Annotated in this window: 12 protein-coding genes; 3 read left to right on the forward strand and 9 right to left on the reverse strand. The window is 58.3% G+C overall.

The genetic code is table 11. The annotated features are described in order from the left end of the window. Nucleotides 1-309 precede the first annotated feature (309 nt). The 3 genes from ACORLH_RS08085 to ACORLH_RS08095 form a co-directional block, all read right to left on the reverse strand. Nucleotides 310-1767 (reverse strand): hypothetical protein, encoded by a 1458-nt coding sequence (locus ACORLH_RS08085; protein WP_321832168.1) that lies wholly within the window; start codon nucleotides 1765-1767, stop codon nucleotides 310-312. 126 nt (nucleotides 1768-1893) lie between these two features. Then, entirely contained in the window at nucleotides 1894-2574 is a 681-nt protein-coding gene (locus ACORLH_RS08090; protein ID WP_321832169.1) for a response regulator transcription factor, read from the reverse strand. A gap of 10 nt (nucleotides 2575-2584) precedes the next feature. Continuing rightward, the gene (locus ACORLH_RS08095; RefSeq protein WP_321832171.1) at nucleotides 2585-4012 is read right to left on the reverse strand and encodes a cache domain-containing protein; all 1428 of its coding nucleotides are present in this window, start codon (nucleotides 4010-4012) and stop codon (nucleotides 2585-2587) included. 281 nt (nucleotides 4013-4293) lie between these two features. Here ACORLH_RS08095 and ACORLH_RS08100 point away from each other — a divergent pair, with 281 nt between their 5' ends. The 3 genes from ACORLH_RS08100 (at nucleotide 4294) to ACORLH_RS08110 (ending at nucleotide 8793) form a co-directional block, all read left to right on the forward strand. Continuing rightward, nucleotides 4294-5379: a TRAP transporter substrate-binding protein gene (locus ACORLH_RS08100; protein ID WP_321832172.1), complete on the forward strand. Its 1086-nt coding sequence runs from the start codon at nucleotides 4294-4296 to the stop codon at nucleotides 5377-5379. Nucleotides 5380-5531: 152 nt separating this feature from the next. After that, entirely contained in the window at nucleotides 5532-6422 is an 891-nt protein-coding gene (locus tag ACORLH_RS08105) for a TRAP transporter small permease subunit (RefSeq protein ID WP_420719826.1), read from the forward strand. A 16-nt stretch (nucleotides 6423-6438) separates the two neighbouring features. Further along, nucleotides 6439-8793 carry a TRAP transporter large permease gene (locus ACORLH_RS08110; protein ID WP_321832174.1) on the forward strand — a complete coding sequence of 785 codons (2355 nt, stop codon included), beginning with the start codon at nucleotides 6439-6441 and terminating at the stop codon, nucleotides 8791-8793. 77 nt (nucleotides 8794-8870) lie between these two features. Here ACORLH_RS08110 and ACORLH_RS08115 read toward each other — a convergent pair whose 3' ends face one another. From ACORLH_RS08115 to ACORLH_RS08140, 6 genes are all read right to left on the reverse strand, one after another. Further along, a complete protein-coding gene (locus tag ACORLH_RS08115; RefSeq protein WP_321832175.1) occupies nucleotides 8871-9932 on the reverse strand; it encodes a peptidoglycan-binding protein in 1062 nt (353 codons plus the stop codon). A 113-nt stretch (nucleotides 9933-10045) separates the two neighbouring features. Next, a complete protein-coding gene (locus ACORLH_RS08120; protein ID WP_321832176.1) occupies nucleotides 10046-10870 on the reverse strand; it encodes an arginyltransferase in 825 nt (274 codons plus the stop codon). 174 nt (nucleotides 10871-11044) lie between these two features. Next, entirely contained in the window at nucleotides 11045-11494 is a 450-nt protein-coding gene (locus ACORLH_RS08125; protein WP_321832178.1) for an RDD family protein, read from the reverse strand. 112 nt (nucleotides 11495-11606) lie between these two features. Next, on the reverse strand, nucleotides 11607-12026 hold the full coding sequence (locus tag ACORLH_RS08130) for a DUF2852 domain-containing protein (RefSeq protein ID WP_321832179.1): 420 nt from the start codon (nucleotides 12024-12026) through the stop codon (nucleotides 11607-11609). 108 nt (nucleotides 12027-12134) lie between these two features. After that, entirely contained in the window at nucleotides 12135-12602 is a 468-nt protein-coding gene (locus ACORLH_RS08135; protein WP_321832180.1) for a YbaK/EbsC family protein, read from the reverse strand. An 8-nt stretch (nucleotides 12603-12610) separates the two neighbouring features. Next, on the reverse strand, nucleotides 12611-13186 hold the full coding sequence (locus ACORLH_RS08140) for an NAD(P)H-dependent oxidoreductase (protein WP_321832181.1): 576 nt from the start codon (nucleotides 13184-13186) through the stop codon (nucleotides 12611-12613). Between the last annotated feature and the right edge of the window lie 115 nt (nucleotides 13187-13301).

Below are 13301 nucleotides of genomic sequence, written 5' to 3' on the forward strand. Positions count from 1 at the left end.
AGGGACGTTTTTGGGTGAAAATCTTTGCGAAAGTTGCGCGGTGATTTCTGATTTGGGAAATTTTTGCAAATGTCCGTAGAAAAACCGCGCCAATGCGGTGGCATTGGGTGGGGGCAGGGCCGGTCTGGCGCGTAGATCCTGTTGTGTTTCAGGACACCGGGTCACCTTTACACCGTTAATTGTAACTGTCACCCGGTATTCAGCAGTGTGCGGGACTTTGGCGCGGTGCGATGGATTGAATGTAGGACGCAGGCAAAAGTGGGCGCCGTGTTGCGCCCCCTTCCTGTCTGTTCCTAATTGGTCGGTTGATCAGTTCAGCTGTTCCATCACTACGGCTGAGGCCTTATCGATCGGCAGCTCGCCGATCTCTTCCATGGCAACGCCGGTCAACTCACGCATCAACGGGCTCAGCTCCTCGCGCAGCTGCTCATCCAGCGTGCCATAAGCGTGCAGCATTTCGCCGATATGGCCCATAGCGCCGTCCTTGTCACCGTCCTGCAAGGCGCGGGCTGCCAACATGCGGCCACGTTCCATCCCCGCGGTCAAACCGGCCAACCAGGCCGCCTGATAGGCTTCGCCGTAATTGTAGCTGGCAAGGGGCTCATGCACCTTGCCGTAGATCTGCACCGCGGTGACCAGAAGTTCGACATTGCCGCTTTCCATCGCTTCGGCGTAGGCGCTGTCTGCATCGATCAGGCTGGCCTGCACCTCCATCAGCAGCTCATCGGCCTTGGGATCGCCCGCCATCCGGTCAAGCTGAGCGCCCACGGCGTCCTGCGCTATTTCACCAACCAGACCGATCAGCGCTGACTGTACTTCGGCGGCACCTTCCTTGGTGGCTTCGGTGCCGTCTTCGGGCATCACGGTTGCGATCCGGGTGCCGATGCTTTGCAGCTGTTCAAACTGGCGCCGTGAGGCGCCGCCCGGGTTCAGGCACAGCAGCGAGGTGCCATTGCGCAGGCAGGCATTACCGCTTTCATCCACCACGCGGCGGGTGCCGTCGATGAAATAGACGGTACGTTGCGGGCGGCAGCTGCCGACCTTGGTGACGGATTTGGCAAACAGCGCCTGAAAGTGGAAACCTTTGCCATTTTCATCCGCGTTTACGATGCCGTTGGGGTCCCCTTCGCCATCGTTGAAGATCACCTCATAGGTGCCCAGCCGATCAGCACCATTCAGCGCGCGGTCGATCCATTTGCCGGCGAGCCGGGCAAATTTGCCGGCCAATCCCGTCGCCGCCAGTACACGTGGATCAGAAATGCCAAAGATTGATGCGATGGTCTTGCCCTCATCCTCAATCAAGTCGGCAATATCGCCCAGGATCTCACCCGCTGGCGAATAGTCGACCTCAAACAGGGTCAGGCTGAGGGTCCAGGCCTCAGACGGCGCACATTCATGTTGGTGCTGGGCCAGAATGATCGTCGGATCGATTGACTTGGGGGTGCCGACTAAAGGCAGGCGGGGCGATTTCAGCTCATGCCACTCTTTGTTGCCTTCTTCGCCACTGGGGTCATCCCAATCCACGTCATAGCAGATCAACCGTTCGGTGGTCATCAACCCGTGTTTGGGGCCGTGGTCGGATTTCATCCGTAGGCAATATTCACTTTCACCGCCGCCATCATCCTGATCGGTGAGGGCGATCAGCTCTTTCAGGAAGACGTGATCGTTTAGCTTGTCACTGGTGCCATCCTGATGGGCAGAAAGCGGGGAGGTCGAAAGTGCCAAGCACAAAAGGGCGGCCGAGGCCGTTTGGGAAATAGGTGTCATAGTAATCCTCAATCAACAATTGGCGCGCGAAAACAGGCGCGGGGAGAAACAGAAATGCAGACTGAAAGTGCGTTTAGCTTAGCACAGATTCAGCCTGTTTTCCATTTCTCGCGTTGACCGAGGGGATCAGAGCCCGACGCCGGTGCCCTGCAAAACGCCGTGTTCCAGCGCGTAGCGGGTCAGGCCCGCAGTGGAGGAAATGCCCAGCTTGCGTTTGATGTTCTTGCGGTGGGTTTCCACGGTGCGCACTGAGATGTCCAGCGCGATGGCCACTTCCTTGTTGGATTTGCCCTGTGCCAGCTGCAACAGGATCGTCTGTTCACGCCCCGTCAGCGCATCACGGCCGCGCCCGTTCGCTGGTTCCAGCGAACCCTGCGCGCCGGTACACAGATAGCGTTCGCCCCGCATCACGGTGTCGATCGCGGTCTTGATCTCATCCGTTGGCACATCTTTCAGCACATAGCCCATGGCGCCGTGATCCAGCGCGGTTGAGATATATTCGCGCGAGTCATGCATCGTCAGGATCAGGATCCGCGTATCGGGGCAGCGTTCCAGAATGATTTCGGTCGCCGAAAGGCCGCCAATATCGGGCATGTTCAGATCCATCAGGATCACATCGGGGCGCAGGGCCTCAACCTCATCGATGATGGCACGGCCACTTTGAAAGGTCGCCTGCACCTCAATGTCATCATAGGATTCCAGAATGGACTGGATGCCCTCAGCGACCATCGGGTGGTCATCCACGATCACCAGTTTGACCGGTGTCTCATTCAGGGTGTCATCTTGGGGGGCAGGGGTCTCGGTCATCGGCTCTCTCTCACATCTGCGCCTTGGCAGGTGGCTCGGACAGTTCCTCAGGTGGGAGTAGGTGGCTTAGCGGCAGCTGTGCCTCAATCAAGGTTCCGTCGCGGCTAGACAGGATTCTAAGGTTCCCGTCAAGTTGTTCAATACGTTCCTGCATGTTGCGCAGCCCCAGCCCGCCGGGGCGATCGCGCCGCCCGGTGTCCTGTGGCAACCCATGGCCATTGTCACGAATGGACAGGGTGGCGCCGGAACGGTGACCGCGCATGTTGACGCTGACCTCAGTGGCGCCGGAGTGGCGTTCAATATTGGTCAGCGCCTCTTGGGCAATCCGGTAAAGTGCAATTTTGCTTTCTTGATCCAGACGGTTACGGAACACCACGGTGTTAAACTCGGTCTCAATCCCGGTGCGGGCAGCGAAGTCTTCGGTCAGCGCTTTCAGGGCCGGGCCAAGGCCCAGATCGTCCAGCGCACCGGGACGCAGATCGCGGCTGATACGGCGCACCTCCTGAATGGCGCCGAGCAGAGCTGAGATGCCTTTTTCCAAGGTTTCACCCGCACGTGCGTCACCTTGCAGCAGCCGCCGTTTGGCGCTGTCGAGGGCGTAGCGTACCCCAACAAGGATCTGGCTGATCCCATCGTGCAGTTCCCGTGCAACGCGGCCGCGCTCTTCTTCCTGGGCATCAAACACCCGCTGGGTCAGCTCTTTCAGCTTGGCATCGGCCAGTCGGCGTTCGCGGATGTTGAGGAACATGCCAGAGGCAAAGACCACCAGCACCGCGGCCAGTGTAATGCCCCCGATATAGAGAAAGGTGCGCTGCACCCGCGCCTCGACCTCCGCCCGGGCCGCGGCAGAGGTTTCCAACACATCATCAATAAAGACACCGGTGCCCACGGCCCACCGCCAACTGGGGAAGGAGGTCACATAGGTGATCATCCGGGCCTCTTCCCCGGTTGAGGGTTTGGGCCAGAGATAGCTGTGATACCCGGCGCCTTGCCGCGCGATATCGATCAGCTCATCCACCACTGAGGTGCCTTCGCTGTCACTCAGCCCGGTCCAGTTCTGGTTGATCATGTCTGTTTGGCGCGGGCTGACCAGATTGGTGCCGTCATAGTCATAGACAAAAAACGCACCCTCGGTGCCGTAGATCATCGCTGCAAGGATCTGCATCACCTGTTGTTTTGCTGCCTCATCCGTCGGGTCGGCATTGCCGTAGATAAAGTAAAACCCGTTGCGCGCCTGGGTGACGTAGTTCTTCAACTCGGCCTTTTTGGCTTCGATCAGCTGCACTTCCATCGCCTGAATTTCGCGTTCGGCCATCAGGCGGGATTGATGCGCCACCAACGCCGAGATGGCAGCCACCGCCACAATCAAAGGCAAGGTCGCCAATAGGGTCAGTTTCTGTCCGTAATTGGGGCGCAGCGGGAATCTTAGGAAAGCCATGACGATTCGTTACGCAATTTTGACCGCGAAATCAAAACACACAGCTGACGTTACGGTAAAAATACGGGCATCGCGGTGCGGAAAACACCGGCTTATGCAACGGTTATGCAAACAAATTTGGCACAAAAAATAATTCAATATCAACAATTTATGAAAGTCTACGGGGTGTCTACGTAGTAGTAGGTATTCACTTAGTGACATACGAAGGTAGGGTTGGCTCACTAAAAACGATCCGCCCGCAGTTCAGCTGACGGGCAGAGACCAATGGGAGGACCAATCTAATGGATCGTCGTTCTTTTCTGAAAACTTCCGCCTTGGGCGGTTCGGCAGCTGCCGCATCGACTCTGGCCGCACCGGTTTATGCACAGGGCAAAAAGACCCTGACCATGGTGACCTCGTGGCCCCGTGGCTTTGCTGTTCTGGATGACGCAGCAACCTACATGGAAAACATGGTTGCTGAAATGTCCGATGGCTCGCTGACCATCGACAAAAAAGCTCCGGGTGAACTGGTTGGCGCACTGGAAGTTTTCGACGCTGTGTCGTCGGGCCAGGCCGACATGTACCACTCGGCTGACTACTACTACATCAACCAGCACCCCGGTTACGCTTACTTCACCGCAGTTCCGTTCGGCGGCACCGCGCAGGAAGTATCGAACTGGTACTACCACGGTGGTGGTGAGCAGCTGCACGATGAGCTGGGCGAAATCTTCAACCTGAAAGGCCTGCTGGCCGGTAACTCGGGTTCGCAGTCCGGTGGCTGGTTCCGCAAGGAAATCAACTCGGCTGACGACTTCAACGGTCTGAAGTTCCGTATGCCCGGTCTGGGCGGCAAAGTACTGGGTAAACTGGGCGCATCCGTTCAGAACATCCCCGGTGGTGAACTGTACCAGGCGCTGTCGTCGGGTGCTCTGGACGGTCTGGAGTGGGTTGGCCCGATGGCTGACGAACGCGCCGGCTTCCAGGAAGTTGCAAAAGTCTACTACACCGCTGGTTTCCACGAGCCGGGTTCGGCTCTGGCCTCCTCGGTTAACCTGGACGTTTGGAACGAGCTGAGCGATCAGCACAAAGCGATCCTGCGTTACGCTTCGATGGCTGTGACCCAGTACCAGCTGGCCGAAACCCTGGCAAACAACGGCGCCGCACTGGCCCGTCTGCAGAGCCAAGGCGTCAAAACCCTGCAGTTCTCGGACGACGTATGGGATGCATTCGGCAAGGCTTCGGCAGAAGTCATGGACGAAAACATGGGCGACGAGCTGTTCGCCAAGATCCGCAACTCGTTCGAAGCCTCGCTGGCCAACTCGGCAGCATGGATCAACAAATCGGACGGTTACTACGTTCAGCAGCGCGTTCGCGTGCTGGGCGGCTAAGCCGACACACTGTCAACTTTGGTCGGGCCCCGGGAAACCGGGGCCCGTTCCGGTGCAGCCGCAACCCCGCGAAGCTGCAGCCGTAAATAGGGGAAATGGGGGTTATCATGCAGGAAACCAGCACTGCCGGCTTTGGGCAGATTCTGGCGTCCATGGGGGATGGGGTTGTCTGGATCTTCCAGAACATCGCCCTGGCGTTCTACAATTTGGGTTATGCTATCACCAACCCGAGCCTTTGGCTCGACTGGTCGGACAAGCAAGCCATCATGCGCTTCGTATACTACGGTGGCTCGGTGGAGTTCTTCTTCGTCGTCTTCACCACCTTCCTGATCGTCACCGCGATCGGTATGTGGAAGCACAACTTCATGTGGGCCATTGTGCGCGGGCTTGAGGGCTTTGCGAACACCACTGGCCGTTTCTTCGCCTGGGCAGGCCTTTTGATGGTGCTGCAGCAGGTGATTATCGTTTTCATGCAGCGGATCTTTACCCGGCCTGACATCGTGTTCGGCTTCGGTGTGCCGCTGCAGTTTGACATCAGCTGGTATGCGGAAGAGCTGAAGTTCTACAATGCACTCGTTGTAGCGCTTTGTGCCTCTTACACCTTCGTTCAGGGCGGCCACGTGCGTGTTGACCTTGTGTATGCAGGCGTAAAATACCGCACCAAGAAGATGATCGACATGTTCGGCTCGCTGTTCTTCATGCTGCCAGCCGCAACGTTGATCTGGCTCTACGGCTGGTTCTTCATGTGGCGTCACCTGATCGTGCCGAAACCTTCGGCGTCGGATCAGCTGGAGCGCCTGTTGCTCAAAGCCCGCGCATTGCGCTGGAACGTGGAAACCATTGGCTTCTCGCCGAACGGCTTCTCGGGGTACTTCCTGTTCAAGATCCTGCTTGTGGCCTTTGCCGGCATGATCTTCTTGCACGGGATCGCATTCTTCTACCGCTCATATCTTGAGTGGAAAGAGGGCCCGGAAAGCGAAGGCAAATACCTCGACAAGGATTCCCTTGGTGAGGGCGAAGAAGCCTATGAAGGCACGCACTAAGGCTGAGGATTAACACATGCTTTTTGGACTTGATGGGGTCGAGATCGGCCTACTTATCGTCTTCCTCTGCCTGTTCGGCTCGATCCTTTCGGGCTTCCCGGTGGCGTTTGCCATCGGTGGTGCAGGGGTTATCTCCTTCGGGATCATCGCAGCGCTCGACAGCGCTGGACTGCTTATTCACCAGGCCATCGACACCAGTTCGGATGCCTATGCGGCCCTTGTCGCCTCGGGGGTGAAAGAAGAGATCATCTCGGTCTTCCGATACCCAGACTTGCCACGGATTGCCGAACCGGTCTTCCCGAAAGGCTGGGAAGTGGCAATGGACCGCAACATTTCGTTCATCGTGAACCGTATGAACGAACGTGTACTGGCAGGTCAGTCGATTGAAACCCTGCTGGCGGTTCTGATGTTCGTTCTGATGGGCATCACACTGGAACGCTCGAAGATCGCAAACGATCTGCTGACCACCATGGCGCGCGTCTTTGGCCCGCTGCCCGGCGGTCTGGCGGTTTCGGTTGTGGTTGTGGGCGCGTTCCTGGCGGCATCGACCGGCATCGTGGGCGCGACTGTTGTGACCATGGGCCTTCTGTCGCTGCCAACCATGTTGCGCAACGGCTATAGCCCTGAGCTGTCAACCGGTGTGATCGCGGCCTCAGGCACCCTGGGTCAGATCATTCCACCGTCGATCGTGATCGTTCTTCTGGGGACCCTGGCGGGTGACCTTTATTCGGCTGCACAGGAAAACCGTGCAATCGAAGCAGGCTGTACCGATGCGCTGACCTATCTGGGTGAGCCGGCGGTTCTGTCTGTGGGTACGCTGTTCCAGGCAGCCTTGTTGCCGGGCATCATGCTGGCGCTGCTCTATGCGCTCTATGCCTTTGGCTACGCGCTGTTCAACCCGTCCAAAGCACCTGCGGTGCAGATGGGCGCGTCGAACCATGAGGTGATCACCCGCAACGAAGGTCTGACCTGGTTCATCTTTGTACCGGTTGGTCTGATCGCGGCTGTGATGCTGGCGGGCAACCTTGGCGTTGTCGGGTCGCAGGATCTGACCGTCGACAGCTATACTGACATTGGTGAAGGCGCATCGCTGCGGACCAATGTGGGTGAACAGTGTCAGGCGTCGATGATCGAACTGCACGGCCAGGAAGCCTGGGACACCGCGGTTGCGGAACAGCAGGCGCTGGACAACTCAGGTGCGGCCACTGAATCGGTCAAGCTGAGCGACGAAGAAATCGCTGGGCTGCTGGAAGAGAAGATCGAAGCCGCGGCGCCGATTGGCACCGGTATTTCGATCATCATGGTGATGCTGGGTCTGATCCTGGCCTTCGGTCGCGGTGTATCGCCGTCGGGTGAGGCCAAGCCGCTGATCATCGGGGCCATCGGTCTGGTGCTGCTGGCACTGGTCGACATCCTGATCATCGCCCCGACCACCAGCGCGGGGGCCACCGTGGTGCTGATGGCGATCCCAACGCTGCTGGCGCTTTACGGCTGTAAAGAAGCGGTACTGCGCTGCACCAAAAACGAACTGATCCGGGTGGTCTTCCCACCGCTGGTTCTGATCGTTGCGGTGCTGGGCTCGATCCTTGGTGGCATCACCAACCCAACCCCGGCGGCTGCGCTGGGTGCGGCGGGTGCGATCATGCTGGCGGCCTACCGCAAGCTGCGCGATGAAGATGCTTCGGGCAAAGTGATCATCAACTCCACTTTCGCGGTGGCGATCATGATCCTTCTGGGGATGAACTTTGACCTGCGCATCAACACCAAAGAGGTGTCGGCGGAAACCTGGATCGCGTTCTTCGCGGCCTATTCCGCCTACCTCTATGCAGCCTTCGGTCTGATCTACAGCTGCTGGGTTCTGTTCCGCTCGGGCGTACTGAGCCCGGTGGTGCGGGAAACGGCGAAGGTGACCTCGATGGTGTTTACCATCCTGATCGGCTCGCAGCTGTTGAACCTGGTGGTGATCTCCTTCGGGGGTGAGCACTATATCCAGCAGTTCCTTAAGAGCTTCGACAATGAGTGGACGGTCTTCCTGATCGTGATGCTGGTGTTGTTTGTTCTTGGCTTCGTTCTCGACTTCCTCGAGATCATCTACATCGTGATCCCGATCGTGGGCCCCGTCATCTACGGCGGTACCTTCGATCCGAAATGGGTGACGATCATGGTGGCCGTGAACCTGCAGACATCGTTCCTGACCCCGCCATTTGGCTTCGCGCTGTTCTATCTGCGCGGTGTGGCCCCGGCGAGCGTCACCACCGGTCACATCTACCGCGGGATCATCCCCTTCGTGTTGATCCAGGTTCTGGGGCTGGCACTGCTGTGGTTCGTTCCGTCGATCGTGACGATCATTCCGGACCTGATCCCGAACTGATCGCTCAGGTGATATGAAACAGGAAAGCCGCCCTTCGGGGCGGCTTTTCTTTTGGCGGGTAGGTCAGGGGCAGGCTGCTAGCTGCGGGTATCTGCCAAGGCGGCAGCGATGGATTTGATCGCAGTCGATTTGTTCGGCCCTAACCTGCAATCAACTTCAATGTTCTGGTCCCGACAGAACCGCATCAGCGCCTTCAAGGTGCGGCGGTGCAGAATGCCGTTGGTCCTCCCTGGCTGATAGCCCAATCGCGCCAATTCTTTCTGCACAATCCGTAAATAGGCGTTGCGGTTGATACGGGCGGTTGTGGTCAGGGCCCGGGGGTAGTCCGCAGGTGAGGCCTGCCGCACCAACGCTTCCGCGGCGGTCCAGAATTGTTCCGGCGTGCGATCCAATGCCATGTAAAGCCCTTCTTCGATCCGTGCCCTTTCGCTGAGATTGGGGTGCTTCAACAGCCGCAGGCGCTGAGGGATTTGACTCAATCGATGTTTGGGGGTCATTCTATAGTATCGCAGCAAGGTTTCCGCCGCTTTACCATCCCCTTCAATCGCGCGGGTACTTTGGGCGGATAGGATCGCGCCTTCGGGCTCAATCCGACGCTGGTAGCGTGCCGCGATATAGAGTGCTGCAATTTCGGCCGTGCGATCCCCGGTTTGCGCCAGCCGTACCAATTCTGGCCAGGCTGCCTCAGCATCGGACAGTGGCCCCAAGCGATGGCTGGCATGGGCCATCAAAAGCGATGCTTCAGCCCCCTTAATCCCTAGCGACTGGGCCTTTTGAAAGGCCACAATGGCCTCTTCTGCGCGGCCCGCAAGCATCGTGGCTTTGGCCAGCGACAGCCAGGCGCGTTCATGGCCGAGCACCGTGGCACGGGAGTAAAGCACAATCGCAGCTTGCAGGTCGGCTTCGGTGCCGACGCCTTTCAAGGTAAAATAGCCAAGCCTCTCAACAGACTTCGGATGATCCAACGCGGCCAATTCGATAAGTGCCGCGTAACCTTGGCTGGGTGAGGTTTCTATCAGTTGCAGCGCCAGCCGCAGCCGGTGTTTCAGCGGTTTGGTATTCGTATCTGCATGCGCAAAATCCGCAGCCATTAGCGCGGCGGCACAGGTTATGTATCGCAGGATACTCAGCAAATTCATGTCTAACCCTCCTGTGAGAGGATCAGCTTACGCTACCTTCTCAGAGGTTGGAGGTGTCACACGAATAGGCGGCCGCGCAGTCGGGTAGTGGACTGAGATGAGTGAAGTAGGGTTTAGCGCTTAACCGGGTGGCTCAGGTCGGGCAGGGAGATATTGGCGACCTGTTCGGCAATTGGGTCCGTCGACAATGGGTGCAGCTCTGATGAATATGCCTCTTCACCTTTGAAAGCTTCCCAGGCGCCTGCGCGGAACACTTCCAGGCCTTTGAAGTTGGACTTGTAGCCCATCTTGGCGCTGCCAAGGACCCAGTAGCCCAGATAGACATGCGGTAGGCCGGCTTCGCGCGCGATCTCAATGTGATCGAGGATCACGAAGGTGCCAAGGGAATCTGCACGCCGCTCGGGCGCGTAGAAGGAATAGACCATGGAGGTGCCATCCTCCAGCAGGTCCGTCAGGCAGACCGCCACCAGATCGCCGGTGGTCTTATCTGCATATTCAATCACCCGGGTGCGGATCGGGGTTTCCTCGATCATCGCAGCAAATTCGAACACATCCATATCGGCCATGCCACCGTCGGCATGGCGGCTGTCCAGATAGCGGCGGAACAGATCAAACTGTTCTTCCGTGGCCCAGGCAGAGGTTGCGCGGCGCACCAGATTGCTGTTGCGGCGCAGGGTGCGGCGCTGGGTTTTGTTCGGGGTGAAGTTGTCAACGTTGATGCGCGCTGACAGGCAGGCGGCACAATCGGTGCAGGACGGGCGGTAGAGCACGTTTTGGGAACGACGGAATCCCTGTTTGGACAAGCTGTCATTCAGCTTGCCCGCCGCGTCGCCTTGCAGCGCCGTGAACAACTTACGCTCCATCCTGTCTGCCAAATAGGGGCAGGGCTGCGGAGCGGTCACGTAAAACTGTGGCGCGAGGGGTAAAGTATGTCGCATGCACTCAATAAAGTCGCCCAGGTTCGGCAGGCACGATAGCAGCGAAGATCGCCAAGGTCGAGAGTCGATCCATTGACGTTGGAAATATGGCAAATGACGGAAATTGCGCCACCCTTTGACAGCAAAAGCCCCGCCCAAAAGGACGGGGCATAGCGGGTCATGGATGTGGGCGGATCAGCGATGCCCGGCGCGGTTGATCGCGACGGTGCCAAGGACGTGATCGCTCAGGCCCTGACCGCGGGCGGTGGTCAGCATCAGCACAATCGAAATGACCTGCAGCAAAGGCATCGCGAAAGATACGGTCAGTCCCAGCGTGTGCAGAAAGGCCATGCCCAGATCAAAGCGGTCGCCGTTGGATTTGCGGAACTCAATCCCAAGGAACCGCATGCCCAGCGTGGCCGATCCATTGGCGATGGTGACCACCCGGTAAGCAAAGCCCACCATCAGCATCAAAAAGCCGAAAAACAAAATGCCGATGAAGGCAGTGAAGGGCAGCACCAGAAGGGTCAAGCCAACAATCAGGACGCTGTCGATCACCCAGGCCAAAAGACGTTTGCTGCTGACGTCCTGATAAAAGGCGGGTTGGGTTTCAGGATCGGGCAGGGCCCAGCCATAGGCGCTCATAGGGGAATTCCTTTGTTGAGAAAGCCGACCCGGTGGGGATCCGGGCCGGCGGGGGACGCTTGCGATGCGGTTTACGCGTCACAGACGGGGAACATCAAATCGGTCGGGCCGATCAGGCGTCTTCTTTTTCGCGTTCGTCGTCAGCCTTCTGGGCGCGGTCGTCCATGAACTGGTCAAACTCGGCCTTGTCTTTGGCTTCGCGCAGACGCTGCAGGAAGGCTTCGAAGTCTTCTTGCTCCTGCTCCAGACGGGCCAGGGTATCGGCCTTATAGGCGTCAAAGGCGCTGTTGCCGCTGGATTTCATCGCGTGAAAGCCGTGACGGGCGCGGTGTTTGCAGGACTTCGAGAACATTTGCTTACTCCAGATCATGTAGAACAGAAGAGCCAGACCAACCGGCCAGAAGAAGACAAACCCAAGAACCATGGCGGCGATCCAGGCGCCTTTGCCTTTGCTGTCCAGCCAGGCTTCGGTGCGGGTCAACCACCCCATACGTTCGGTGGATGCGGGGGTATAGGCGGTGGCGGGTGTCATCAATCTCTCCATTTTTGTGTGTATGTGAATGCCTTTCACATTGAATAGATTGGGATGGAGGGCCCGGCTTGCAAGAGATGATGTGAAGACTTTTTACATTATTTTGTCTTACTCAATGAAATCAGCGGCTTGCGCCCCCGTCATCGGCGGCAAATCAGTCGATTTCATCTCAAAAACATGGTTCGGTGTGCCGGCCGCGGCCCAGATTGTAGGGAATTCCAGCAGGCGCGGGTCCAAAAAGGCGCGGATCGGGTTCAGGTGACCGATTGGCGAGACGCCCCCGATGGCAAACCCCGTCTGCGCCCGGATCAGCGCGGCGTCGGCTTTGCCCAAAGCCTCGCCCGCCAAAGCGCTGGCTTTCTCGGCGCAGACCTTATTGCCGCCTGCGGTCAGGAACAGGATGGCCTCGCCGCTGTCTTCGCCGCGAAAGATGATTGATTTGGCGATCTGATCCAGATGACAGCCCGCAGCTTCTGCCGCTTGCGCCGCCGTGCGGGCTAGGCCCAGCTCTTTCACTTCGGTGGCAATGCCTGCATCCTCAAGGGCGCGTTTCACCCGTTTTAAGCTTTTGCTCATCTCTCGCCTCAGTTCAGTCTTTCTAAGTGTCGTTCCAATCGCCTGACAAAGCGATCCGCGCGAGACTGCGCGACCCCTTCGGCCTTGTAAAGCGACAACATGGCAAAGCGCGCCTTCGGGGCGCAGGCTTTGACCACGCCCCATTTCAGCGCGCGATAGACCGGGCGGCGCAGCACCAGCCGGTCAATCCAAGCGGGGCTGCCCAGCGTGGTCACGGCCACCACATGGCGTAGCTTGTGCAATCGCGGTGTCAGCGCCTTCAGGTCTGGATCATGGTCATAGGCCACACCGGGCAGGAAACTGCGATCGATCCAGCCTTTCAGCATTGCGGGCAGACCAAACCACCAGGTGGGAAACACGAGGATCAGCGCCTCAACCTCCTGCAGGGCGCCGTCATCGTCAAAGGGGGCCGAGTAGTAGTCCTGTCGTTCCGCAACACTCAGGCGCGGATCAAACCCTTCGGCATAAAGATCCAGCAGCTGCACCTCATGGCCGGCTGCCGCCATCTTGGCCTGCGCCTTTTTCGCCAGATGTGCATTCAGGCTGTTCTGCAACGGGTGGCAGAGAACGATGAGGGTTTTCATGGTGTTGGTCCTTAGCCTGTGGGTTGGGTGATCTAACCTTTGCCACCCTCAAGGTGCAAGACGGGCCTCAGGGTGCACCGCTTTGTCCTCTTGACGCCCCATTGGTGCCATGGCC

Source organism: Thalassovita sp., from assembly GCF_963691685.1.
Lineage (GTDB): Bacteria > Pseudomonadota > Alphaproteobacteria > Rhodobacterales > Rhodobacteraceae > Thalassobius.

Excerpts from the sequence above, each read along its gene's own strand:
- ACORLH_RS08140 (WP_321832181.1), bottom strand. The coding sequence starts at position 13,186 with ATGAAAACCCTCATCGTTCTCTGCCACCCGTTGCAGAACAGCCTGAAT.
- ACORLH_RS08130 (WP_321832179.1), bottom strand. The coding sequence starts at position 12,026 with ATGACACCCGCCACCGCCTATACCCCCGCATCCACCGAACGTATGGGG.
- ACORLH_RS08095 (WP_321832171.1), bottom strand. The coding sequence starts at position 4,012 with ATGGCTTTCCTAAGATTCCCGCTGCGCCCCAATTACGGACAGAAACTG.
- ACORLH_RS08085 (WP_321832168.1), bottom strand. The coding sequence starts at position 1,767 with ATGACACCTATTTCCCAAACGGCCTCGGCCGCCCTTTTGTGCTTGGCA.
- ACORLH_RS08120 (WP_321832176.1), bottom strand. The coding sequence starts at position 10,870 with ATGCGACATACTTTACCCCTCGCGCCACAGTTTTACGTGACCGCTCCG.
- ACORLH_RS08135 (WP_321832180.1), bottom strand. The coding sequence starts at position 12,602 with ATGAGCAAAAGCTTAAAACGGGTGAAACGCGCCCTTGAGGATGCAGGC.
- ACORLH_RS08100 (WP_321832172.1), top strand. The coding sequence starts at position 4,294 with ATGGATCGTCGTTCTTTTCTGAAAACTTCCGCCTTGGGCGGTTCGGCA.
- ACORLH_RS08105 (WP_420719826.1), top strand. The coding sequence starts at position 5,532 with ATGGGGGATGGGGTTGTCTGGATCTTCCAGAACATCGCCCTGGCGTTC.
- ACORLH_RS08115 (WP_321832175.1), bottom strand. The coding sequence starts at position 9,932 with ATGAATTTGCTGAGTATCCTGCGATACATAACCTGTGCCGCCGCGCTA.
- ACORLH_RS08090 (WP_321832169.1), bottom strand. The coding sequence starts at position 2,574 with ATGACCGAGACCCCTGCCCCCCAAGATGACACCCTGAATGAGACACCG.
- ACORLH_RS08110 (WP_321832174.1), top strand. The coding sequence starts at position 6,439 with ATGCTTTTTGGACTTGATGGGGTCGAGATCGGCCTACTTATCGTCTTC.
- ACORLH_RS08125 (WP_321832178.1), bottom strand. The coding sequence starts at position 11,494 with ATGAGCGCCTATGGCTGGGCCCTGCCCGATCCTGAAACCCAACCCGCC.